This is a genomic window from Pinibacter aurantiacus, assembly GCF_019130065.1.
GTDB classification, from domain to species: Bacteria; Bacteroidota; Bacteroidia; order Chitinophagales; family Chitinophagaceae; genus Pinibacter; species Pinibacter aurantiacus.
This window is the reverse complement of the sequence record NZ_JAHSPG010000013.1, coordinates 425,306-448,581: the sequence shown is the minus strand read 5'-3', so window position 1 is coordinate 448,581 and position 23,276 is coordinate 425,306. Positions and strand designations below refer to the sequence as shown.

The 23,276-nt window shown below is 41.4% G+C and carries 21 protein-coding genes; 12 read left to right on the top strand and 9 right to left on the bottom strand.

What is annotated here, in order from left to right:
* The first annotated feature begins 57 nt into the window (after nucleotides 1-57).
* The 3 genes from KTO63_RS17580 to KTO63_RS17570 all read left to right on the top strand — a co-directional run bounded on the left by KTO63_RS17580 (nucleotide 58) and on the right by KTO63_RS17570 (nucleotide 1,684).
* Nucleotides 58-456 (top strand): HYC_CC_PP family protein, encoded by a 399-nt coding sequence (locus KTO63_RS17580; RefSeq protein WP_217792789.1) that lies wholly within the window; start codon nucleotides 58-60, stop codon nucleotides 454-456.
* Nucleotides 457-618: 162 nt separating this feature from the next.
* Nucleotides 619-1,095 carry a heavy-metal-associated domain-containing protein gene (locus tag KTO63_RS17575; RefSeq protein ID WP_217792787.1) on the top strand — a complete coding sequence of 159 codons (477 nt, stop codon included), beginning with the start codon at nucleotides 619-621 and terminating at the stop codon, nucleotides 1,093-1,095.
* Nucleotides 1,096-1,204: 109 nt separating this feature from the next.
* On the top strand, nucleotides 1,205-1,684 hold the full coding sequence (locus tag KTO63_RS17570) for a TlpA family protein disulfide reductase (RefSeq protein ID WP_217792783.1): 480 nt from the start codon (nucleotides 1,205-1,207) through the stop codon (nucleotides 1,682-1,684).
* 74 nt (nucleotides 1,685-1,758) lie between these two features.
* Here the strand turns inward: KTO63_RS17570 and KTO63_RS17565 are convergent, their stop codons facing one another.
* Nucleotides 1,759-2,979 carry a 4-hydroxy-3-methylbut-2-enyl diphosphate reductase gene (locus KTO63_RS17565; protein ID WP_217792782.1) on the bottom strand — a complete coding sequence of 407 codons (1,221 nt, stop codon included), beginning with the start codon at nucleotides 2,977-2,979 and terminating at the stop codon, nucleotides 1,759-1,761.
* A gap of 201 nt (nucleotides 2,980-3,180) precedes the next feature.
* Here KTO63_RS17565 and KTO63_RS17560 point away from each other — a divergent pair, with 201 nt between their 5' ends.
* From KTO63_RS17560 to KTO63_RS17550, 3 genes are all read left to right on the top strand, one after another.
* Complete coding sequence (locus KTO63_RS17560; RefSeq protein WP_217792780.1) at nucleotides 3,181-4,455, top strand: alpha-amylase family glycosyl hydrolase; 1,275 nt, start codon at nucleotides 3,181-3,183, stop codon at nucleotides 4,453-4,455.
* Between the two features lie 181 nt (nucleotides 4,456-4,636).
* The gene (locus KTO63_RS17555; protein WP_217792778.1) at nucleotides 4,637-5,419 is read left to right on the top strand and encodes an FkbM family methyltransferase; all 783 of its coding nucleotides are present in this window, start codon (nucleotides 4,637-4,639) and stop codon (nucleotides 5,417-5,419) included.
* Nucleotides 5,420-5,492: 73 nt separating this feature from the next.
* Nucleotides 5,493-6,527 carry a dipeptide epimerase gene (locus tag KTO63_RS17550; RefSeq protein WP_217792776.1) on the top strand — a complete coding sequence of 345 codons (1,035 nt, stop codon included), beginning with the start codon at nucleotides 5,493-5,495 and terminating at the stop codon, nucleotides 6,525-6,527.
* 172 nt (nucleotides 6,528-6,699) lie between these two features.
* Here the strand turns inward: KTO63_RS17550 and KTO63_RS17545 are convergent, their stop codons facing one another.
* A complete protein-coding gene (locus tag KTO63_RS17545) occupies nucleotides 6,700-7,206 on the bottom strand; it encodes a peptidylprolyl isomerase (RefSeq protein ID WP_317195782.1) in 507 nt (168 codons plus the stop codon).
* A 635-nt stretch (nucleotides 7,207-7,841) separates the two neighbouring features.
* Here KTO63_RS17545 and KTO63_RS17540 point away from each other — a divergent pair.
* The 3 genes from KTO63_RS17540 (at nucleotide 7,842) to KTO63_RS17530 (ending at nucleotide 12,322) form a co-directional block, all read left to right on the top strand.
* Nucleotides 7,842-8,675 carry a CvfB family protein gene (locus KTO63_RS17540; RefSeq protein WP_217792772.1) on the top strand — a complete coding sequence of 278 codons (834 nt, stop codon included), beginning with the start codon at nucleotides 7,842-7,844 and terminating at the stop codon, nucleotides 8,673-8,675.
* Between the two features lie 145 nt (nucleotides 8,676-8,820).
* Nucleotides 8,821-10,545: a non-homologous end-joining DNA ligase gene (gene ligD, locus KTO63_RS17535; protein WP_217792770.1), complete on the top strand. Its 1,725-nt coding sequence runs from the start codon at nucleotides 8,821-8,823 to the stop codon at nucleotides 10,543-10,545.
* Between the two features lie 202 nt (nucleotides 10,546-10,747).
* Nucleotides 10,748-12,322, top strand: a complete 1,575-nt coding sequence (locus KTO63_RS17530) for a T9SS type A sorting domain-containing protein (protein ID WP_217792769.1) — start codon at nucleotides 10,748-10,750, stop codon at nucleotides 12,320-12,322.
* Nucleotides 12,323-12,442: 120 nt separating this feature from the next.
* Here KTO63_RS17530 and KTO63_RS17525 read toward each other — a convergent pair whose 3' ends face one another.
* The 3 genes from KTO63_RS17525 to KTO63_RS17515 form a co-directional block, all read right to left on the bottom strand.
* Entirely contained in the window at nucleotides 12,443-13,057 is a 615-nt protein-coding gene (locus KTO63_RS17525; protein ID WP_217792768.1) for an HAD family hydrolase, read from the bottom strand.
* Nucleotides 13,058-13,161: 104 nt separating this feature from the next.
* The gene (locus KTO63_RS17520) at nucleotides 13,162-15,651 is read right to left on the bottom strand and encodes a TonB-dependent receptor (protein WP_217792767.1); all 2,490 of its coding nucleotides are present in this window, start codon (nucleotides 15,649-15,651) and stop codon (nucleotides 13,162-13,164) included.
* A 141-nt stretch (nucleotides 15,652-15,792) separates the two neighbouring features.
* Complete coding sequence (locus KTO63_RS17515) at nucleotides 15,793-16,110, bottom strand: hypothetical protein (protein WP_217792765.1); 318 nt, start codon at nucleotides 16,108-16,110, stop codon at nucleotides 15,793-15,795.
* 441 nt (nucleotides 16,111-16,551) lie between these two features.
* Here KTO63_RS17515 and KTO63_RS17510 point away from each other — a divergent pair, with 441 nt between their 5' ends.
* Nucleotides 16,552-16,761: a hypothetical protein gene (locus KTO63_RS17510; RefSeq protein WP_217792763.1), complete on the top strand. Its 210-nt coding sequence runs from the start codon at nucleotides 16,552-16,554 to the stop codon at nucleotides 16,759-16,761.
* Nucleotides 16,762-16,970: 209 nt separating this feature from the next.
* Here KTO63_RS17510 and KTO63_RS17505 read toward each other — a convergent pair whose 3' ends face one another.
* Both KTO63_RS17505 and KTO63_RS17500 read right to left on the bottom strand, forming a co-directional pair.
* Nucleotides 16,971-19,340, bottom strand: coding sequence for a M1 family metallopeptidase (locus KTO63_RS17505; protein WP_217792822.1), 2,370 nt, complete (start codon nucleotides 19,338-19,340; stop codon nucleotides 16,971-16,973).
* Between the two features lie 40 nt (nucleotides 19,341-19,380).
* Nucleotides 19,381-19,977 (bottom strand): HupE/UreJ family protein, encoded by a 597-nt coding sequence (locus KTO63_RS17500; RefSeq protein WP_217792760.1) that lies wholly within the window; start codon nucleotides 19,975-19,977, stop codon nucleotides 19,381-19,383.
* Between the two features lie 50 nt (nucleotides 19,978-20,027).
* On the opposite strand from KTO63_RS17500, the gene KTO63_RS17495 reads away from it, so the two are divergent.
* Together KTO63_RS17495 and KTO63_RS17490 are read left to right on the top strand one after the other, a co-directional pair.
* Nucleotides 20,028-20,600, top strand: a complete 573-nt coding sequence (locus KTO63_RS17495; protein WP_217792759.1) for a DUF6702 family protein — start codon at nucleotides 20,028-20,030, stop codon at nucleotides 20,598-20,600.
* 158 nt (nucleotides 20,601-20,758) lie between these two features.
* A complete protein-coding gene (locus tag KTO63_RS17490) occupies nucleotides 20,759-21,577 on the top strand; it encodes an NHL repeat-containing protein (protein WP_217792758.1) in 819 nt (272 codons plus the stop codon).
* A gap of 179 nt (nucleotides 21,578-21,756) precedes the next feature.
* On the opposite strand, the gene KTO63_RS17485 is transcribed toward KTO63_RS17490, so the two are convergent.
* Entirely contained in the window at nucleotides 21,757-22,317 is a 561-nt protein-coding gene (locus KTO63_RS17485; RefSeq protein ID WP_217792755.1) for a methyltransferase family protein, read from the bottom strand.
* A 165-nt stretch (nucleotides 22,318-22,482) separates the two neighbouring features.
* The gene (locus KTO63_RS17480) at nucleotides 22,483-23,169 is read right to left on the bottom strand and encodes a 2'-5' RNA ligase family protein (RefSeq protein WP_217792753.1); all 687 of its coding nucleotides are present in this window, start codon (nucleotides 23,167-23,169) and stop codon (nucleotides 22,483-22,485) included.
* Nucleotides 23,170-23,276 lie beyond the last annotated feature (107 nt).

Sequence of the window (23,276 nt, the reverse complement as noted above, 5' to 3'; positions counted from 1 at the left end):
CTATCCCTCCAAAATCATTCTGAAGTAGCCTCTTCTCGCTTATTTTTGTATGACTTCATGAAGAAATTATTCACCATAGCATTGGCGTTTCTTTACCTGGCGATCACTAGTGGCCTGGTGCTTGAAATGCATTATTGCATGGGGAAACTGGCTTTCTCTGAGTTTGCCATTGCAAAACATGAACACGCCAAAACCTGCAGCAAATGTGGTATGGAGAATGGCAAGAACAAATGCTGTAAGGATGAAGTGAAGGTGATAAAGCTTCAAGATGCTCACAAACAAGTTTCCCTTAATTTTGAAATAAACGTTCCGGTTGCAATTTTGCCGTATCATACGTGGCAGTTTGATTATTACGCACCGGCGATCAGCGACAAAAATTATGCATACAAATCACATGCGCCACCTCTAATATGTGGCGTTTCTAAATGTGTGCTCAACAGCGTTTTCAGAATTTAATACTTGCTCCCCGTTACGTTTCGTAACCTGATGGCACTTATGCCGTCGTTTCAATTTAATCATTATTTTTAGTGTGAATAAAAGATGCACGGCAAATTTGTAAGCCGAAACATCGCCATCAAAAAATCAACAATGCCGCACCGCGGTACAAAAAATATTATCATGAAAACGCTTCAATTATTTTCATTTATCGCATTCTTATTTATTTCGGTTACTTCATTTGCGCAAACACAAAAGCAAACAGTAAAAGTGTGGGGTGAATGTGGAATGTGTAAAAAAACAATCGAAAAGGCAGCTAAACAAGCAGGTGCCGCTTCCGCAGATTGGAATGTGGAATCCAAGATTTTGACAGTTTCCTACGACGCGAAACAAACCGATCTCAAAGGCATTGAGAAATCAATCGCTGCAGCTGGTTACGATACGAAGAATTTCACAGCCAGTGATGAAGCCTATAAAAAATTGCACACCTGCTGCCAGTACGAAAGAAAGACGATGACAACGACTACTGAAAATGCAGCTAAATGTTGCAGCGACGCAAACTGCTGCAAAGACATGAAGGATTGCACAGACAAAGACTGCTGCAAAGGAAAAGACGGCGCGAAAGGCTGCACAGACAGTACTACTTGCTGCAAACACTAATTTGTTTTAACAATAAACAGGCGGGAGGCTCTTGCAACATGAAAAATGCGGCAATAGTTTCCCGCTTTTTACGTTACCTTCTTGGCGCCGTGGCGCTCAAATCGATACTATGAAAAGTAAGTTCCTGTTCATTATTATATTAATACTTGCCGGCGTTGTCTCCCATGCGCAGCCCAGGCAGGGGAAACCGGCACCGGAAATCTCTTTGCCGGATGTAAACGGCAACAATGTTTCCTTGTCCTCATTAAAAGGAAAAATAGTGCTGATAGACTTCTGGGCATCCTGGTGCGGCCCTTGTCGCCAGTCGAATAAACATCTGGTAAAGCTGTATGAAAAGTACAAAGACAAAGGGTTTGAAATATACGGCATTAGTGTAGACGATAGTAAAGATGCCTGGAAAAAAGCCATTAAATACGACAAAATAAACTGGGTACAGGTAAACGAAAGCAACAGCAACGACGGCAAAGTGGCAAACGCGTGGTATATCCAAAGAATTCCGACTTCCTTTTTAATGAACAAAGAAGGAGTGCTGATTGAAATGAATCCGGATGATAAGCAGCTGGAGAAGTATTTGAAGGAAAACCTTTAGGGAATTGAAAATTGAAAGTTGAAAATGGAACGCAGTTTTTGACCTTCTAATTTTCAACTTTCAACTTTCAATTTTCAATTATTCGCCAGTTCATCCACCTTGCTCTCCACTCCATAAAACCCCGCCAGTCTTCTAATCACTTTTTCTACAAGGGCGTCCGGGCAGGATGCACCACTGGTAACTAAAACCTTCAATGGTTCTTTTGCGGGTAAATAATCGTGAGAAAGAAGTTCTTGTTTTGTATGAAAATTGTAGTGCAATATTTCTTTCGGTGAAAGAATTTTCTCATCGCTGTTTACAAAATAGGTGGGTAGTTTTTCTTCGCATAACTCAACGAGGTGCGTTGTGTTGGAAGAGTTGTAGCCGCCTACTACCACTGCAATATCCGCGGGTGTTGAAAGCATACCTGTGACAGCCGTTTGATTGTCGTTGGTAGCATAGCAAAGTGTATCTCTCGTATCGGCAAAACGCTCACCGATGTTTGTATCATTTAACTGATAATGTTCCTGCATTACCTTTTTCAAATACTCGGCGATGGCTTGTGTATCAGTTGCCAGTTGGGTGGTTTGGTTAACCACACCAAACCGCTGCAGGTCCTTTGTAATGTCAAACCCCTCACTGTACCTGCCTTTAAAAGCCTGGTAAAATTCATCAGCCGATTTTTCTCCTGTAATGTATTTCGCAAGATCAATTGTTTCCTGCATGTCGTTCACGATCACTGTTGGTGTGTATGAAGCTGCATGTGAAAAAGTAGCCCTTGTTTCTTCGTGTTTTGGTTTTCCGTGCACAACGATCGAGTAGCTTTTTTTAGCGATCTGCTCGCTGCGGTTCCAAACCTTCTCCACGAACGGACAAGTGGTATTATATTTTTCGGTGTGGATACCGATCTTATTCAATTTTTCTTCAATGTCCAGCGTCGTTCCAAACGCGGGAATCAAAACGATGTCATCTGCCGTCAAGTCTTCAAAAGGAATGATCTGTTTACCGTAGGTGTCCTGCAAAAACTTAATTCCGCGTTCCTGCAAATCCGCGTTTACCTGCGGATTGTGGATCATTTCACTCAATAGAAAAATTCTCTTTCCGGGATTTTCATCAACCGTTGTAAAAGCAATTTCAATGGCATTTTCCACACCATAACAAAACCCGAAATGTCGCGCAAGATAAATGTGTAGAGAGCCGAGATCCAGCAGTGTAGGCGTGAAATCCTTTTTCAATTTGTCATCCTGCTTACGCCTGTTTTTGATAGCGGTAATGAGCGGGCTACGGTATATGTTTGGAACGTTGAACTGCTTCATGGGGCAAAAGTAAGAAATAGTGGAGAGTTGAGAGTGGAGAGTGGAGAATTGAAAATCGAAAATTGAAAGTTGGGGCGACAATTCGACATAGGCAAATGTTTGATATTGAGCTGAAATTTGAATTTCAAATCTCAAATTTCAAATTAACTCTCAACTCTCCATTCTCCACTCTCAACTCTGAAAAATTCCTATTTTTATTGCATGGATAGAATCTTTCAGCCCGTTTCATGGATACATTCGACGAATATATACGAGGTGAATTTCCGGCAATATACTCCCGAAGGCACTTTCAATGCTTTTAAGGCGCATTTGCCGCGTTTAAGGAGCATGGGCGTGGAATTGCTATACTTTATGCCGGTTACGCCCATAAGTTTCGCCAAAAGAAAAGGATCGCTGGGCAGTTACTATGCCTGTAGCGATTACACTTCCATTAATCCGGAATTTGGTACAATGGAAGACTTTAAAGCATTGGTCAAAGAAGTGCAGGGGCTGGGTATGAAAGTGATGATCGATATCGTGGCCAACCACACGGGCTGGGATCACCGCTGGACCCGCGAGCATCCCGAATACTATCGCAAAAATCTGGATGGTGAATTCTTCGATGCACATGGATGGGATGATGTCATTGACCTGAACTACGACAATCCGGATCTTCGAAAGGCCATGATCGATATGATGCTTTTCTGGGTCAGGGAATGTGATATAGACGCCTTTCGCTGCGACATGGCCATGCTGGTGCCGGTTGATTTCTGGAAAGAAGCCAGAACCGCCTGCGATGGTCAGAAAAAACTGTTCTGGTTCGCCGAATGCGAGGATATTGCATATCATGAAGTTTTTGATGCCACGTACACCTGGAAATTTCTTCACTCGATGGAGGCTTTCTGGAGAAAATCAATTGACATAAATGGACTGCAAGGCGTTCTTAAAACATACAACGAAATGTTTCCGCCGCATGCTTTCAGGGCGTATTTCACCAGCAATCACGATGAAAATTCTCACAGCGGAAGCGAGTATGATCGCATGGGAGAAGCTGCCAAAGCCTTTGCCGTTCTTTGTTTTACGTGGAATGGCATTCCGTTTATTTATTCCGGGCAGGAAATACCCAGTCGCAAAACGATTGCATTCTTTGAACGTGATCCGATTGAGTGGACGGGTACATTTGAATTGAACGATTTCTACAAAACCTTACTGGAACTGAAGAAACGAAGCGCAGCTTTACGTGCAGTCGATTCTTCCTCGTTCATGATCCAGACAAATGCCGCCAGTTATGTATTCTCCTACCTCCGGAAAAATGGTGATGAAGAAGTGCTGGTATTTTTGAATCTTTCGGAACATCCGGTAACTGTTTCCACCTCACATCCTTACATCCGCGGAAGTTTTAAAGATATTTTCACCAATACTACATACGATTTCTATCAAACAAAATCCATTGTGATAGAGCAGTGGGGATATGTGGTGCTGGAGAAATCAATTTGAAAATTTGAGGATTTGAAAATTTGAAAATGCATTGTGTGCGAATGTCTTTTGGATTTCCGGACGCTTTGTTGTTCACCAATTGATCATTCGTTATTTGCTACAAAAAAGCCTGTTACACATAAACCATTTTCAAATTTTCAAATTTTCAAATTCTCAAATTGTCTCCCTATCTTCGGGCATTATGGCGAAAATCAGGTTAAGAAAAATCGTTCCGGATGCATTAGTATTGGCTGCAAAAAAAGGCGCATACAGGCTTTACAATTTTACCGATAAATTTTTTACCGGTCCTTTTGATGTTTACGATTTTCAAACCACGAAAGTCATTAATAAGGTATTGAGCCGAAACTCAAATTTTATCGATATCGGTGCCCATAAGGGGCATATACTTCGCGAATTGATCAAAGCGGCGCCGGATGGAAAAGGATTCGCTTTTGAACCCATTCCGCCACTGTTTGAAAAAATCAAAAAACAATACGGTAAAAAGGTAGCGATGTACAATCTTGCTTTATCTGACGCAAAAGGCGAAGCTGAGTTCTCCTACGTTGTAGACAGACCTGCCATCAGTGGCTTGAAAGAGCGCACTGTTCAGGGTGAAGATTACCATACAAAGCAGATCAAGGTGACAATTGAAATGCTGGATAATATTATTCCTGCCGATATTCATATAGATCTGATAAAAATTGATGTGGAAGGAGCTGAGCTTGGTGTTTTGAAAGGTGGCATTAAAACGATCAAACGTTGCAAGCCATACATTCTTTTCGAATTTGGATTGGGTTCTGCTGATCTGTACAACACCACTCCCGAAATGATGTATGATCTGTTTGAAGAGTGTGGCTTGTCCGTTTCCACGCTTGATCACTTCCTGAAAGGCAGAGCGCCATTTGACAGAAATGAATTCATAGGTCAGTACAACAAAGCATATAATTACTTCTTCATCGCGTATGATGTAAAGCGTGAATCGTGAATCGTCAATCGTGAGTGGCGCACTGTCTGGGACCTTCATTCACGTTTCACTATTCACGTAAAATTTTATTCTCATGAAAGTTCGATCCACACAGCTTAATAGCAAATTCGTTCATCCCTTTACCATTTCGAAAGGAACAAAAACGCATCAGCCTTCGCTTGTTGTCGAGCTGAACTTCAATGGCATCAAAGGTTATGGCGAAGCACCGGCAATTGCATACTACAATATTCCGGTCGAAAAAATGTCCGCGGATCTCGAACAAAAGAAAATGTTCGTAGAGAAATTTTCGTTCACAGAGCCTGGAAGATACTGGCACTACTTACATCATTTACTGCCGCAAAATAATTTTCTCGTATGCGCATTGGATATTGCAACCTGGGATATTTATGGAAAATGGAGAGGTGCGCCGCTGTATAAAATGTGGGAAGGAGATGTTGCCAAAGCGCCTGTAACCGACTACACCATTGGTATTGATGATATTGACAAGATGGTGCAGAAGATGAAAGACAAGCCATGGCCGGTATATAAAATAAAATTGGGCACAGATAACGATATCGCGATAGTTGAGGCTTTGAGAAAACATACAGATGCCCTTTTTCGCATTGACGCAAATGCTGCGTGGACAAAGGAAGATGCATTGGAAAAAATAAATGCTTTCAAAGATTTGAATGTGGAGTTTATTGAGCAACCGTTGGCGAAAGATGATTGGGAAGGAATGAAATGGTTGTATGATAAATCTGCCTTGCCATTGATCGCCGATGAAAGCTGCGTTTCAGAACATGATGTGCAAAAATGTGCCGGACATTTCCACGGCATCAACATAAAACTTACAAAATGCTCCGGCATTACGCCTGCACTGCGCATGATTGAAAATGCGCGTAAGCTCGATATGAAAGTAATGATTGGCAGCATGAATGAAACAAGTATTGGAAGCGCCGCCATTGCGCATCTTGCGCCACTGGCGGATTACATTGACATGGATGGTCCGCTGCTGCTGGAAGAAGATACGGCAACAGGCGTAGCGTTTGACAATGGAAAAATCTTGTACAACGAAAATCCGGGATTGGGGATAGTCGTAAAGGGAGAGGTATTGGAGATGTTGAGGTGACACTAAAATCCCCTGATTTGAAAATTTGAAGATTTGAAAATTTGAAAATGCTTTGAGCGCATGTTTCGTTATGAATTCTTTTCCGATCGCATGGAAAGATGAATAAATTTGAATGGAGAGATGCACATGGAGCATTTTCAAATTACCACACTTTCAAATTTTCAAATTTGCCTTACAGCCTCACAATATTCATAATCATCACTGGTGGTTCAAACGAAGTGTTATCTTCTTTGCTGTTGTAAACTTTTCTCACTACATCCATTCCTTTTACTACTTTCCCAAATGCTGAATAGCCCTGGCCATCGGCATTGTTAGCTCCTCCATAATCAAAGCCCGGTTGATCGCCGATGCAAATAAAGAACTCCGAAGTAGCAGTTCCCGGCTCATTCCTGGCCATAGAAATGGTACCATCTTTATGCAGAATATGTGTTTGCTGCGTAGTTTCATGCGGAACAAAAGCAGGATGAAATTTTGCCGAAGGCGTTTTATAAATACCTCCCTGGATAAGTTCTGCCTTGGGCGCATCAGAAGACTGGTTGTCGGTGTTTAACACGCGATAAAAAGAACATCTTTTATAGTAGCCGGAGTCAATATGTGATAAAAATGAAGCCACTGTCTTAGGTGCCTGTTCCGGGTACAACTCCAGTTCAATATCGCCCAGTTCGGTTTGAATTTCCACGTGTGGATTTTTGTATTTGTGTGAGCAGGAAAAAACAAAAAAGGAGATCAAAAGCAAATAGAGGTAACGCATAATTAAGATGTAATTATGCAAATATAGACGAAAGGAAAAAGAGGGATTCCCATTAAAAGAATAAGGTTTAATGGTTAATGGTATATCCCTCAAGGTTTAACGTTAATGTACCCAACCAGGGTTAAGGGGTGAAAGAAGAAGCTCAAAAGGATAGGTTAATGGTCAACAGGTACAAAAAAAGATCAGGTTTAACGATCAATGATACTCGAGTAACGGGTTGTTTAGTTAATGACACTTGATTGCTTTTAAGGAAATAAGGTTAACGATCAATGGTATAAGACCAGTACGCGGAATTAGTCGCAGGAAAAACAAGAAGGGTAACAGGAAATTCGAACTTTTTTTAAAAAAATTAAAACAGTGACGTTCAATTTGAAAATTTGAGGATTTGAAAATGCTTTGGGTGTGTCTTTTTGAATTTTTTATTTGCTCACCGAATATTGGAGCGTAATGGAACCTGCCGGGAAAGAATTTTCAAATTCTCAAATAAGTAAGGCAGACTTTGAATCCCAGACAATTCCTAATTCCTAATTCTTAATTCCTAATTGTTTGTCTACTTTTGCCCAATGGTTAATATTGGCGAATACAACACATTGAAAGTTATTAGAATGGTGGATTTTGGCGTTTACCTGGACGATGGTAATGAAGGCATTTTACTACCGAAAAGATTTGTTCCCGAGAATACACAGATCGGCGACGATCTAAAGGTGTTCGTTTACCACGATTCTGAAAACCGTGTGATCGCTACAACCCAGCACCCTAAAGGCGTGGTGGGCGACATTGTGCTCCTGAAGGCTGTTACGGTAACCCGCCAGGGCGCTTTTCTTGATTGGGGGCTGATGAAAGATATTTTTGTGCCCACCTCAAAGCAATTATCCGGCATGCGCACCGAGGGTGAGTACCTCGTGAAAATATATATTGACGAACAAACAGGACGGGTAGCCGCCACTGAAAAAATTGAATACTTCCTGAGTAATGACGACCTCACAGTAAAGGAAAAAGAGGAAGTCAGGCTGATCGTTTATCGTCGCACTGACATCGGTTATGTGGTGATTATCAATAACAAACACACCGGAGTATTGCATTTCAACGAGATATATCGCAACATTCGCGTGGGGGATAGTTTTAAGGGTTTTATCAAAGCGATTCGCGAGGACAACAAAATAGACGTAGCAGCCGGCACTTCCGGTTATAAAAGAGTAGAAGACGAGGGCGATAAAATACTTCGCCTGTTGCAGGAAAACAACGGTTATCTCCCTTACCACGACAAATCCGATCCCGAAGAAATCTACAGCTTCTTTGGCATGAGCAAAAAGACCTTCAAAATGACTACGGGCACTCTTTATAAACAGAGGAAAATTGAGTTTACGAAGACAGGAATTAAGTCAGTTGAGAGTTGAGAGTTGAGGAAATTTACACCTTCTAAGATAGGTGTTTCTTGCAAAAAATAGGAGCACTGTCTGTTTAGAACGAACTCTCAATTCTCCATTCTCAACTCTCAACTTAGCACTGGCACAGCTTTTTTGCCATTTTCAAAAAAAAGCTATGAGTCTGGCCAAATACAAACAGAAGCGATCGTTCAATCAAACGCCGGAGCCGGAAGGTGGGAGGGCGAAAAAAGGTGAATTGCGTTTTGTAATTCAGAAGCATGACGCGTCCCATCTGCATTATGATTTCAGGTTGGAAATGGATGGAGTTTTAAAAAGTTGGGCCGTACCGAAAGGGCCATCAACCGATCCCGAGGTGAAGCGACTGGCGATGATGGTGGAAGATCACCCTTACGATTACCGCAATTTTGAAGGTATTATACCGAAAGGAAACTATGGAGCAGGAACAGTCATCGTTTGGGATCAGGGAACTTATTTACCAGACGAGGATGTTCCTGCCGATAAAAAGTCCCAGGAGAAAAGCTTACTCAAACAACTGAATGCCGGTACAATTAAATTCACTTTAAAAGGAAAAAAACTAAAGGGTAGTTATGCATTGGTAAAAATGTATGGCAAAGGAGAGAATACCTGGTTATTGATAAAACATAAAGACAAATACGCTTCTACAGCCGACATTACAGAGAAAGACAAATCTGTTATCTCCAATAAAACAATAGAAAAGATAGCCGCTACCAGCGAAAATATCTGGCACTCAAACAAGACGGCAGCAACCAAAAAAACAGCCACAAAAAAATCATCGGATAAGAAGTCTGCCCCAACAAAAACAGCTGCTAAAAAAAATGTTGAAGAAGATGTAGAAGTGATCGGCGATGCTTCGGTAAATGAAATGCTTGAAAAAGGGAAAAAGCAGGCATTTCCAAAAGATATTAAACCGATGCTGGCAACAAGGGTAGAAGAAGCATTTGATAACAAAGACTGGTTGTATGAAATAAAGTGGGATGGCTATCGGGCGCTGGCTTACATGAATAAAGGAAAAGTGGAATTGCGATCACGCAACAATCTTTCATTTACTCAAAAGTTTGCCACAATTGCTGATGCGCTGAAGGACGAATGGCAAGGTGATGCCGTAATTGATGGCGAGATCGTCGCTTTGAATGATGAAGGCTTGCCCGATTTTCAAAACCTGCAGAGCTTTGTAAAGAATGGCAAAACGGCGAGACTTGCCTTTTACGTGTTTGATATTTTGTGGTACAGCGGAAAGCTGCTTACAGCATTGCCTCTTATCGAACGCAAGACAATTCTGCAAAATCTTGTTCCGCAAAGCGATGTGATTATTTTCAGTGACCATATCATTGGCGACGGGAAAGCATTTTTCAAACTAGCTTTAAAGAAAGGTCTGGAAGGCGTGATGGCAAAGGACATGCAAAGCGAGTATTACGTTGATCACCGAAGCAAGAGTTGGCTGAAGATAAAGAACACACAAAAACTCGAAGCGATCATTTGTGGCTTTACAGAGCCGCGCAAGAGCCGAAAACATTTTGGTGCAATTATCCTGGGAAAATACAATGGGAACAAACTTGAATATATTGGCCACAGTGGTTCCGGATTCACAGAAAAAACATTAAAGGATCTTCACCAAAAACTGCAGCCCCTGGTGGCAAAGAAGCCACCATTTGATACCGTTCCAAAAACAAACATGCCCGTAACATGGGTAAAGCCTCAACTAGTGTGTGAAGTAACCTACACCGAATGGACACAGGATCGTGTTCTGCGACATCCAATTTTTCTTGGACTAAGAGAAGACAAGAAAGCTGCGACGGAAAAGAATGAAAAAGTAGTGGCTGCACCGAAGAAAAAGCCGCGAAAAATTGTTGCTAATTAAGTGATTTTCATGATTTATCTGCGGATTTAACATCTATAAACGGTTTATAAAAAAGACATTTTATTTATGAAATAAGCCGGAGTCGTTGCTTCAGTGATTCATTTAATGAGATACGACTGTTTTCGACGATTACTTGACATAATATTAAAATATGTCTTTTAACACCGTGATACTTTTGCATAGTCTTTTAATCCCATAATCTATGAAAAGTATGCAAAGAGAAGAAAGTCGTTATAGTGACCAGGACTGCATTCTTAAGCTGCCGTATGTTGCATTCTTTAAGAGGCTGAAAACGCTAGGCCGCAAGAAAATAGTGCTACTGCAAATCTTCGCATTTACGCTATTATGCCCCTCTTTTCTTTTTGCACAAACTGCTGGGGACTACCGGTCGGTAACAAGCGGTAACTGGTTGGACCCTGCAAGTTGGGAACTGCTGGAAGAAGCTCCTGGTATTTGGTCACCTGCTACTGAACCTCCAAATCTGGAAACTCCATCAATCACTATTCGTTCAGGACATACCATTACCGCAGATTTGCCGGCTAATGGTAATAATATAATGGTAGAACAGAATGGCCGTCTCATAATAGCTGTCGCTCCCAATACTAATTTATTTCAGTTTAGTGGAAACAATATAAACTACGGGGATATTACATGGATTGATGGGGTTATTGGTTTTACATCAGCGGCAGTAAGCATTACCAATCATGGTTATTTTAATGTTGATGATATGCAGGGAAATGCCAACATGATTAGTCATGGTACGTTTACCAACGCATCTGATGGAACTTTTTCTGTTACTACTTCTTCCGATTTAATTGTTAATTCAGACTTTTTTAATCACGGAACTTTTATTGGTACAGGCTCTGTTACATTTAACAACAAATTTCAAAATGGTGGGGTCATTTCTCCGGCTGGGCCTGATAAAGTTGGCACGCTTCGAATTGAAAGTTCTTCAACTTTGCTGGCGGCTGGTAGCATCATAAACCTGGATATTATAGATAATAGCGGTGAAGGTGTTGGAAATGATTTGTTGTTTCTCAACACTGCGTCCTCGTTTAATTTGGGGAACACGGTCCTGCATGTAAATGACCACTCGACGGCACCTGTGATGAGATATACACTGATTCGTACCAACGACTATAGCAACAATTTTTTTGGACAGTTTAGTTCTTATGATATTCCACAGGCATATTCTGCACCACATATTGATCCGACAAATGTGTGGATTGATAAGTTGATGACAACACTTCCCATAAAGTGGGGCGATTTTTCTGTAGTGCCCAATAATAATCAGGTGAGGCTTTACTGGACAACCTTGCAGGAGACTAACACAGCATATTTCGAAGTTGAGCGCTCATCCGATGGTAGCAATTTCGTTCCAATTGGACGTGTAGTGGCCAACGGCAACTCGTCTGCTACCAGCTACTATAATTTTTATGACAACAATAAATTGTCTTTACCAATCTATTATTATCGGTTAAAACAAGTAGATGTGGATGGGCTTTACACTTATTCTAAAATCCGTTCGTTCAAGAAATCTCAGGTGGACGAGCAAGTAAGAATTTTGAACAATGCGGTCGTCGATAACCTGAAGATTGTAGCAGAAAAAAACATCAAAGCTGTTATTGTAGACATGAACGGAAGAGTTGTGATGTCATTGAATCTGACCCCGGGACTTCATCAGATAAATCTGTCAAACCTTCCCTCCGGGGTTTACAATGCAGGGTTTAGCAATCAGGAGGGACATCTAATTGTAAAACGATTTGTGAAAATGTAATACGGTTAGCATAGGGAAGAACACAGATTTTCATGATTTTTAATGATTTTTTGATTTGAAATTTCAAATGTCAAATCCTTCAAATCATGACAATCATGAAAATCTGCGTTCTTTCTCTTATCACAAACTCAGGCCAAATTCCTTCAATACTTCCCTGGTGGTGTTATGGTCCTCGTGCACAATTCCTTTGATATCCAGTCCTTCTGCCACTGAAACGAACATAGGTCTGTCTTCGATATAAAGTACTTCCTCAGGAGCCACCTGTGCAATGTTTAGCGCCAGTTTAAAAATATCAGCATCGGGTTTGCGCATGTGCACATAGCAAGACGAGATAAAGAAATCGACAAAAGAATTCAATTTGAATTTACTTATTCTAAACTCGTTAAATTCTTTGCCCTCATTATTTACAACGGCGATCTTTAGATTGTATTTCTTTTTGAGCTGACAGATCATGTCGATCATCTCGTTATAAGGCTGCGATTGCGATTGTATAAAATTGATAAAAGCTTCCCTTGTAAATGATCTTGGTTCGTAGAAAACAATTCTTGTAAGATATTCTTCCAGCGAAAGTTTTCCTTCCTCGTATGTATCAAAGGTCAGGTGATGCCTTTCTTCAAGCTCAGGCAGATCAAGGTTGAATTGTTGAGAAGCCTGTTTGCGTGCATTGCGGTCCCAGCCGTTGGTAAGCAACACACCGCCGATATCGAGGAACAATGTTGTAGGAGTGGTGTTCATGGTAGTTGATTATGACACAATTTAACAATAATAGCTTAACGCTAAACGCCTAATGCTAAACGCAAGGCTAACCGCCTTAAGCGTTAGGCGTTTAGCGTTAAGCATTAGTTATTCCACTCCAGCGGTACATTGATTTTAAGCGAAAAATTCCTTCCCATGTTTCGTATCCCGTGGTTTGGATTCGTGTCTGTATCTGAGTACAGGAAGTATTTCAGCCTGTTCAAGTGGTCCCAATAGGCAACGTCAAAAATGTTGTTCGCCATCAGGTATACATTGAACATTGTTTTACCTTTTTTGCTGGTGAAACCCGCACCAACACCGGCATTAACCAAGGCATAGCCAGGTGTAGCGCTTTCTGTATTGTCGGTGAGATAAACGCGGTCCTGTTTTGCATAGTAAGCCAATTGTACTTTCGCGAAACCGTCAACAATGTGATGGGCCTTCGCATCAAAGTCATAACGCAATTCAGAAATGCCATGTAACGGTGGGATGAACGGAAGATATCTGTTGCTGTCAGTCTTCACGGCACCACTTACATCTTTATTATCGCCATACACAACAGACACACTATTCTCGAAGTGCAATGGTTTTATCGGATGGAAGTCAACACTCAATTCACCGCCATATAAATTCGCTTTTCCCTGCTGAAATTTATAAACAGTGTTGCCGTTGAGAAGAGAGTCTCCGCCACCAGTAGCACCAAGTTTCTGATTAAAAATGTAATTGGAAATAGTGTTGTTAAACACACTGAAATTAATGATAACATATTTTGAAGTATAGGAGAGACCAAGATCTTCCTGCAAAGAGAATTCCGGTTTAAACTCATCGTTGCCCACTTGATAAATATTCGTTCCGGGGTGAACGCCATTGGCAGAAATTTCAGAAATGTTTGGTGCACGATAACCGCGTGAAATATTTCCTTTCAATGCAAATTTTTCCGAAACATTATAGGTGGCACCTACGCTTCCTGAGAAGCCGGAGTACGTATGTTTGTAATCGTGAAACGGATTTTCTGCGCCCACCGTATCTGCGCCAAACACAGGTTTCTCAAAACCAGAAACAGGATCGATGCCGGTGTACAATGCACTGTTGTTAAAAGATCTGCTGTCGTAGCGCACGCCGCCTGCAATGTCCAGCCTACCGAATGTTTTCTTTATCAAAGCAAAAGGTCCCACATCAAACTGATGATAAGAAGGAATCACAAACTCTGTTCCTTTTGTTACATTATTTTCCTGGTACATTCCATTCACTCCTGTAGTAAAGTTCCAACCATTTATTTCGGGCAGGTAATATTTTACATCGTACGAATAAGTATTCATCTGTAAGTACAACCCAGCAACGTCCTGGTAAGGCGCTTCAGGATGGCTGAACTCTCTTCTTACACTGCGCTGAAAGCCAAGGTTAACGCCCAATCTGCCATTGTTGCCCAAAATGAAATTGTTGTTAAGATAGCCCCTGTAATGTTGCACATGTTGATGTAATGGAGTGATAGCATACGACTTTAATTCATCATCACTTACGATCGGCCTGTACACATCATCTTCGGTAATTTGTTTCGTGAATTTTCCTGTTGTTGAGTCTCTGCTGCCGTCTGGAATTTCCTGCAGGTCATCAAACATAGAAAGGTTCAAATGCGTGTAGCCCCAGTTGCCATGCAGACCCATTGCAACGGTCGCATCTGTTTCTTTAAATCCTGTATTAAAAACCCTTCCGTCAATCTTATTTCTGTAGTTGGTGGCTTCTTTGTGCGAAACACGTCCCATCCATTCGAAACCGTTTTTATTGCCAGAAAGCATTGCCGTTCCTCCAAACATTCCATTGTTGGTTTGATATTCTGCCTGCACTTCACCTTTTATTTTGCCATCCTGTGGTTGAGGAGTAGGAATGAGGTTTACGACGCCTGCCAATGCATCGGAGCCATAACTCAAGCTGGCCGGGCCTTTGATTACTTCAATCCTGTCAACTCCATATTGGTCCACTTCAATGCCGTGCTCATCGCCCCATTGCTGGCCTTCCTGCCGAACACCATCGAACAAGGTTAGAATTCTATTGTAACCCAACCCGCGAATAAAAGGCTTGGAAACATTAGGTCCTGTTGTAAGCGCAGTTACACCGGGCACTTTCGCAATGGCATCTATAATATTTGAACTCAGGTTTGTGGTAAGGTATGTGTGGTTGACCGCCACGATGGGAACGGGACTACGTTTGATTTGCGTGGCTTTCGACGTACCGGTGATCACCACCGTTCCTTCTTCCACCACTTCGTCAGTTAAGGCAAAGTCCTGTTTGCGAATAGCGCCGTTTACAGTTATGTTTCTTGTTTGGGCTTTATATCCTATATAGTGTACCTCAACGAGATACGTGCCTTGCGGAAGTGTTTTAAAGGAGTAATGTCCGCTATCATCTGCCACAGTTCCCATTTGAAGATCAGGAATATAGATTGTTGCCTTAGGCAAAGGACTGCTGGTTTTCTTCTCAAAAATATTGCCGGATAACGATCCCGGCGATTTGCTGGTCTTATTCTGCGCAGAAATTAACTGGTAAGTATGTATAGAAACAAAGAGTATAATAAGTCGTATAAAAATTGATTTCATGCCAAATGGATATTTAGTGAAATGCACCAATGCGTGTGAAGCATGAGAGCGTTTTCACAAGGGAGTTATGAATGAAGGATGATGAATTAGGAAAGGGACAGACTGTGTCATTTCTAATTCATAATTTCTAATTCCTGATTTCTATACCATTGGCGGGCCTTTCAGCGAGCAGAATAGCTTTTCTGCAGATGAAAAGGGAGGATTATAAACAGAGAAGATTGTTGTGAATTTCTGTGTGGGAACATGCAGGGAAAAGACAGGCGCTTCATCAAGCGGCATTAAAAAGTCGTCGATACAATCGCACTTGAAAGATTTGTCTTCGTTGGAAGAAAGAGGGTCCTTCTTTTCATTTGCCAGCTCAGTGTGATACCAGTTGTGTAGCCACAAACGCAATCCCATCTTTTGGGTAAACACCAAAAGCATTAAAATCGTAATGAATCTTATGAAGGATTTGCGCATCTGGGCACAAAGCTAGAAAAATGCAACAGTATTTCAAAAATTGAATAGTGTTAATTTATTATGAAGGCAAAAGTGAAAATTCAAAATTCAAAAGGTAAAAGTCAAAAGTGCATTTCTCTCATTTACCACTATGGCACTAAGGGCACTAAGTTGCACTAAGGGTTTTCTTAGTGAGGCTTAGTGCCCTTAGTGTCTTAGTGGTAAGCATTCGAGACCACAAATTGGACGGCTGTTAGCTTTTAGTAAGATAAATGACCGAATCCATAACAGTTAGTTTGGAACGGCTGCTACATTTACATTTCTGAAAAACAATTATGAAATGTTTATTTTTATTATTGCCCGTGCATGGTGCGGAACAGCGAAAGCTGCCGAACGCTTTACATAATTGTGTGCGTCAGACACCTAAACACGGGTTTTTTCTTTCATCTGAAAAACACTTTTATGGTCAAATTTTTTGACAACAAACTCGTCATTGAGATTACAACCCCTTCGCCAAATGAAACCTTGCATGATCTTCAACACAGTCTTTTGCACCTGCTCTTGTTGAAAGACTCTCAACAAGTCACCGACGGTGTCGCGGAGTGGAATGCTATTCACTTATTGACAGAACTGCTGTTGCCATTAAAAGCTTATCCGGACGTATTGCATTAAGAAAAAGAAGGCTCGAGTTCAACACCCTCATTTACCACTAAGGCACTAAGGACACTAAGCCTCACTAAGAAAACCCTTAGTGCAACTTAGTGTCCTTAGTGTCTTAGTGGTAAGTATTCGTGACTATAAATTATAAACATTGCCCCAAAAAAAAGCGTCCCGAGAAACCGGAGACGCTTTTTGACTTTTTATTTTTGAATTTTTACTTTTTAAAATCCTTTCTTCTTCTCAGCAGCCTGCATTGGGTTGCCGCCGGTTGATTGACCGCGGGCTTGCTCAGCAGCTTTGAAAACCTGGAAGCGGCTAGGAGTAGATACATTCGGCCAGCTGTTGTTGCTTTCATCTATATCTGCAGTTTCACGCATTGGGTCAAGTTTAATGCTTGCCACCTCTTTGTTCTTTACAAATATTTTAGAAAGTTTGGTTTCGCTTTTGCGCCAAACCTGGGCCGGAATTCTTTCAACTTCTTTAGTGCCGTCTTTGTACGTCCACTCAATAATAATTGGCATTACAAGACCGCCTTTGTTGGTGAAGTATAATTGATAGAAATTTTGATCGGCGATTGCTTTTTTCTCTTCATCTGTTAAAGTAGCCGCAGTTGTATTGTTCGGAATGGCAACACTTGTAGAGTCGTACGGCTCAATACCGCGATCATATTTCCAGTAGAAATCGCGAAGCGTGGTATCCGCATCCGTTAAGAACTGAATGTTTTTATCATCACGGTTGCGCACTTTAGAAATGTCTTCAAATGCATTCACCTGTGGACCTGCCAATTTTTTATAAACAACTGCAGGGCCATTAGATTTAGTGATGAACTCTGGTTTAAATCCTTTCACGCTATCCAAAGCGATGTCGCAAGGATCTGTGCCAAAGAACCAACCTCTCCAGAACCAGTCAAGATCTTCTGCACTAGCATCTTCCATGGTGCGGAAGAAATCCGCAGGCGTTGGATGCTTGAATGCCCAGCGTCTTGCATATTCTTTAAAAGCGTAATCAAACAATTCGCGACCCATGATGGTTTCGCGCAAAATGTTTAAACCTGTTGCTGGCTTAGAATACGCATTTGGTCCAAACTGCACGATGTTTTCAGAGTTCGTCATGATCGGTTCCAGCTGATCTTTCGGCAATTTCATGTAATCAGTAATGGTGAAAGCCGGTCCGCGACGAGAAGGAAATTTGTTGTCGTACAATTCTTCTGTCAGGTATTCTACAAACGTGTTCAAACCTTCATCCATCCATGTCCATTGACGCTCATCGCTGTTAACGATCATAGGGAAGAAGTTGTGTCCCACTTCGTGAATTACTACGCCAAGCATGCCATATTTAGTAGCCTCGCTGTATGTGCCGTCTTTTTCTGTACGGCCGTAGTTGAAGCATATCATTGGATATTCCATACCGTTCGAAGCCTCTACGCTTTGAGCAACAGGGTATGGATAAGGAATGGTAAATTTAGAATATGTTTTAATGGTATGAGCAACCGCTTTTGTAGAGAACTTACGGTAAAGGTTATACGCTTCTTTGCCGTAGAAGCTCATGCACATTACTTTTTTACCTTCAACATAGGCAGGCATTGCATCCCACACAAACTTAGGGCTGCTTCCCCATGCAAAGTCCCGAACGTTGTCTGCTTTGAAGATCCAAGTTTTGGTCTTTGCAGTTTTATCCAGCTCAGATTTTTTTGCTTCATCAAGCGTAACTACTTCGACTGGCTCTTTGGTAGTTTGCGCTTTTTGCCAGCGTGCAAACTGTGCCGGAGACAGTACTTGCTGATAGTTTTGACATTCGCCGGTTCCGCCCACCACGTGATCAGCAGGAACGGTCATTTGCACTTTGAAATTTCCGAAGGTCAAAGCGAATTCGCCACGACCAGTGAACTGGTGGTTTTGCCAGCCCTGGAAATCGCTGTAGACGCAAAGACGAGGGTACCACTGAGTGATCGTGAAAAGATAGTTTCCGTCTTCAGGGAAAAATTCGTAACCACCACGACCGCCTTCTTTCATACGGTTGCTGATAAAATAGTTCCAATCAACCTTCAAAACGATCTGTTTGCCCGGTTTCAATGGAGTAGGCAATTCAACACGCATCATTGTTTTATTGATCGTGTATTTCATTGCAGCGCCAAGGCCGTCTGTTAATTTGGTGATGTTTACACCGCCATTGTTGGGTGCGTTTTGAGCGGCATAGCGGCTTACCTGCTGACTACTTGTAGTGTCAGGCATAGAGCTTCCATCCTGATAGTTTGCATTATTTTTAGAACTGTGCTCATTTTCGTCGAGTTGTAGCCACAGATAAGTGAGTACGTCGGGAGAGTTGTTCCAGTAAGTGATGGTTTCACTACCCGTGAGCTTCAACTTGCTTTCGTCCAGGTCACATTTAATGTCGTAATCGGCGCGCTGCTGCCAATATTTGGGGCCTGGCGCTCCACTTGCGGTACGGTACTCATTTGGCGTAGGCAGAATGCCACCCAATTGCTCAAACTTGTTTCCGTGGTTGGAACCCGGATTGTTTTGAGTGTTTTGAGCGTTCGATTTTCCTACAACAAAAAGTAGAAATCCAAAAGGAATCAAGAACTTTTTCATCATGTTTATTTAGTTTCAGTCTGAAAAAAGGTTAAACGTTTTATGCAGTTTTCAAATATAATTCAGGCAACCGTTCAAATGCCATTTTACAGGAAAAAATCAATATTATTATAGAAATTACCTGCAGCCATCGTTGAGCGGGCAGCTTAGCGATGTTCACTACTACATGCGAAAGTGCCAAAACAATTGCTACTACCAGTAATTGAGCAACTTCTATTCCAAGATTAAAAGCAAACAAATGCGCCACAAGCCCTTCCGTACCTTCCAATGAAAGCAATGTGGTAGCGTAAGCCATACCGTGTATCATACCAAAGAATAGTGCAAAAAAATAAATGAGCGGCAGCTTTTTATTGGCAGTACCGGGTTTTTGAAGCAGATTATTGATTGCTGTGCAAATGATGGTTATTGGAATCAAAAATTCGATCCATTTTGTGTTGATGGTGAGAATGCCTAAAGTGCTCAGTGCCAAAGTGATGGAGTGCCCGATGGTAAAGGCTGTAACCAAAACCGCCACTTTTCGCCAATCTTTCCATGTGTAGCGGAGGCATAATGCGGCAACAAACAAAATATGATCCATCGCCTCCCATGTAAGAATATGGTCAATGCCTAATTTGAAGTAAAGATTAAAATCCAGCATAAGATTTGAAAATAATCAAGACTTTTGTTACCCTGTAAATTAGTTTTTAAATGGCGAATAGATTTTATAAATGGCAGCTCTTATTGTGTTTATTTGTTATTTGTTCGGTGACGGGCAATGACTTGCTTGCTGCTGGCCACAAGAACAAAGAGGTTCTAGAAAGCTCCGGAAAGCCAGCAACAAACCATCCGTTTTATATAAGCGTTACAGAAATCAACCACAACGCAAAGGACAAAACACTTGAAATTAGTTGTAAAATGTTCCTGGATGATTTCGAAAAAACATTACGGGATGTGACCAAAACACAAGTAGATCTTAACAATGTAAAAGATAAGGCAAAAGTAGATAAGCTGATCAGCGATTACCTGAACAGTCACCTTCAATTAAAGGTGGATGGCAAACCGGTGTCACTACAATTTGTAGGTTTTGAAAAAGAGAGTGAAGCGGCGTGGTGCTATTTGCAGGTAAACAACGTGCCTTCTGTAAAACAATTGGAAATAAAAAATACGTTGCTGTTTGAAGAATTCGATTCCCAAATCAGCCTTATGCACGTAACAGTGAATGGTGCGAGAAAAAGCACCAGGTTGAATAAACCGGAGAGTGTGGCGAAGTTTGAGTTTTAGGGACTGAGTAACTGAATAACTGAGTAACTGAATAATTGATCGTTGCATTTCTGAATAATTGAATTACGGAGGAAAGTTGCGCAAAGGACCTTCAGTTATTCAGTTACTCAGTTATTCAATTATTATTTAGTAAGTTTAAACATCACAAAAGCCTTTTTATGAAATACATACTGATTGCTGCGAGCCTGATGGCTGCATTTTCTGTACATGCACAACATTCCCTTTCAAAATTATGGCAAACAGATAGCGTACTTCCCATACCAGAGTCCGTGAAGCTTGATCCGGTTAGCCAGATACTTTACGTTTCCCTTATTGATGGCGATGGTAGTAAAAAAGATGGAAAAGGTGGCGTGGCCAAATTGGGGACTGGCGGAACTGTCATCAATGAGAACTGGATCACCGGTTTGAATGCGCCTAAAGGCATTGGTCAATACGGCGATCTCCTGTATGTGGCGGATGTGGATGAGGTAGTTGTGATCAGGATTTCGGAGAATAAGGTGATTAATAAAATACCCATTGAAGGTGCACAATTTTTAAATGATGTTACAGTAGATAAAAATGGAGTAGTGTATGTTTCTGATTCAAGGAAGAATACCGTGCACCAGATAATCAGGGACAAGCCAACTTTATTTGCTGATAATCTGCCAAATGCAAATGGCGTGCTTGCTGTAGGCAGTAGCCTGTATGTACTTGCCTCAGGTGATTTGTGGAGGATTGACAGTAAAAAGGAGAAAACAAAAATTGCCGGTGACATGGAAAAAAGCACCGACGGCCTTGAAATGGTGGCACCAGATGAATTCATAGTAAGCTGCTGGTCCGGTGTAATCTACTACGTGAAAGACGGAAAAGCGGAACAAATGCTTGACACAAGGCCAGAAAAAAGCAACACTGCCGACATTGGTTATGACAGCAAAAATCGTATCGTTTACGTACCAACTTTTTTTAAGAAAAGTGTAGTGGCGTATCAACTGAAGTAGTTGAGAGTTGAGAGTTGAGAGTTGAGAGTTGAGAGTTGAGAGTTGAGAGTTGAGAGTTGAAAAACTTAAGTCCAACAAAATACAAATTGTTTCGAAGTTATAGAAAGTCTGCAGGCTATGCCTTGCAGGCTTTTTGCGTAAAGCGCAACAACTCTGAACTCTCCATTCTCAACTCTCAACTAATAAACCCAAGGTATCAACCTATAAGTCTTCTTCGCATACTTCGTATATTCCTCTCCGAATTGATTTTGAAGAACAGTTTCCTCAACGCGGATGCGCTTCATGAAAGCGGTAAAAACGGCAATGGTGACTACAAAGAGGCTGATCCAGTTGTTTAGCGAGATGCCAAATCCAACAAAAGATAAAATAGAACCGGCATAAGACGGGTGACGAACGATTTTGTAAAAACCGTCTTTCTTAAGTTGATGATCCTTCCGGATAGTAACTTCTACCGTAAAGAATTTGCCTAAAGAATTCACTGCAATGAATCTGACGACAATGCCAATTCCGATTACAATCAATCCGAGATATTCGTAACTCTCATTTCGAAAAATAGGCGCACGGAAATAAGTGGCGATGAAAACGCTCAGCGGAATGACCATAAAAATGGTGATCCAAATAGTGGCGAGGGAACTTTTGTCTTCGCTCTTTTTGTCGGAAGGCGCCGATTGTCGCAGCCTGTTCAATACGATTTCCGAGACAAACCAGATAAGGTAAGTAAGTGTGAAAATATTTGACATAGTAAGGTTGTTTGCCTGCCAATGCACATAGCAATGACCATCAATAATGTTGTTTAAAACGGCAGGCAATGTAGGGGCGAATCGCATTCGCCCTCCTTCACAAATAGCGAATCGCCAATTGTGAAGGTTGGGCGATTGGAAATCGCGTGGCCCGAAGATAAAAATTTATTCAGGTAAGAAAAAGGTGTGGAGCAATTTGCTTTTTTCTTTTCGCTGATACCAGTCATTGCAAACCAGCTCTATTTCGCTGATGCGGCATTTGCCGAAATCCATGTTTCGAAAAGTTTTCAATTTATTAATAAGCGCATGGTGATCGGCAATTTTTTTTCTAAAGCGAACGACCGTTGAATGAGCAGTAATAATAGAATATCTTTTGTCGATCGATTCCTGCAAACCAGCGTTATTAAACAGTTCGCGCAAACGGCAGCGGATTATATGAAGTTCATCGTTTTGTGGAAATCCTTGTAATAAGATACATGAAGGAGAGGCTGTGATACCGTGAAAATGAACGTCGAATGCTTTTCTATTGTGCAAGCCCGCCTCAACTACATTAATATAATCTTGTGGATTGATGTTCTTTAATGAAAAGCCATCATAAGCCGAAATGATGGACAGCACTGTAATGTGGATTTCGGAAGAAGGATAAAAATATTGGTCCGGCTCAAGTTTGCGCAACTCTTCAAACATATGTTGCACTTTTCTTTTTACTTCCTCCGACGGCCTTGCAATAAGCGAAATGCCGAATCTTTTATCACTGTCGGAGTCAATCAGATGGTCATATTCAAAAGCGCCCTGTTTAAATTTTCCAAGTGCTTTGTACCACAGGTTTTCATAATGTTTCTTCAAATCCATATTTACAAAACAGAGGGTTGGTTGATCAAAAAAACTCTCTGCAAATCTAATCAACTTTCAAGGGAGTTGTTGCTGTTTGCTTAAACAAAGGCTTCGACAAGCTCGGT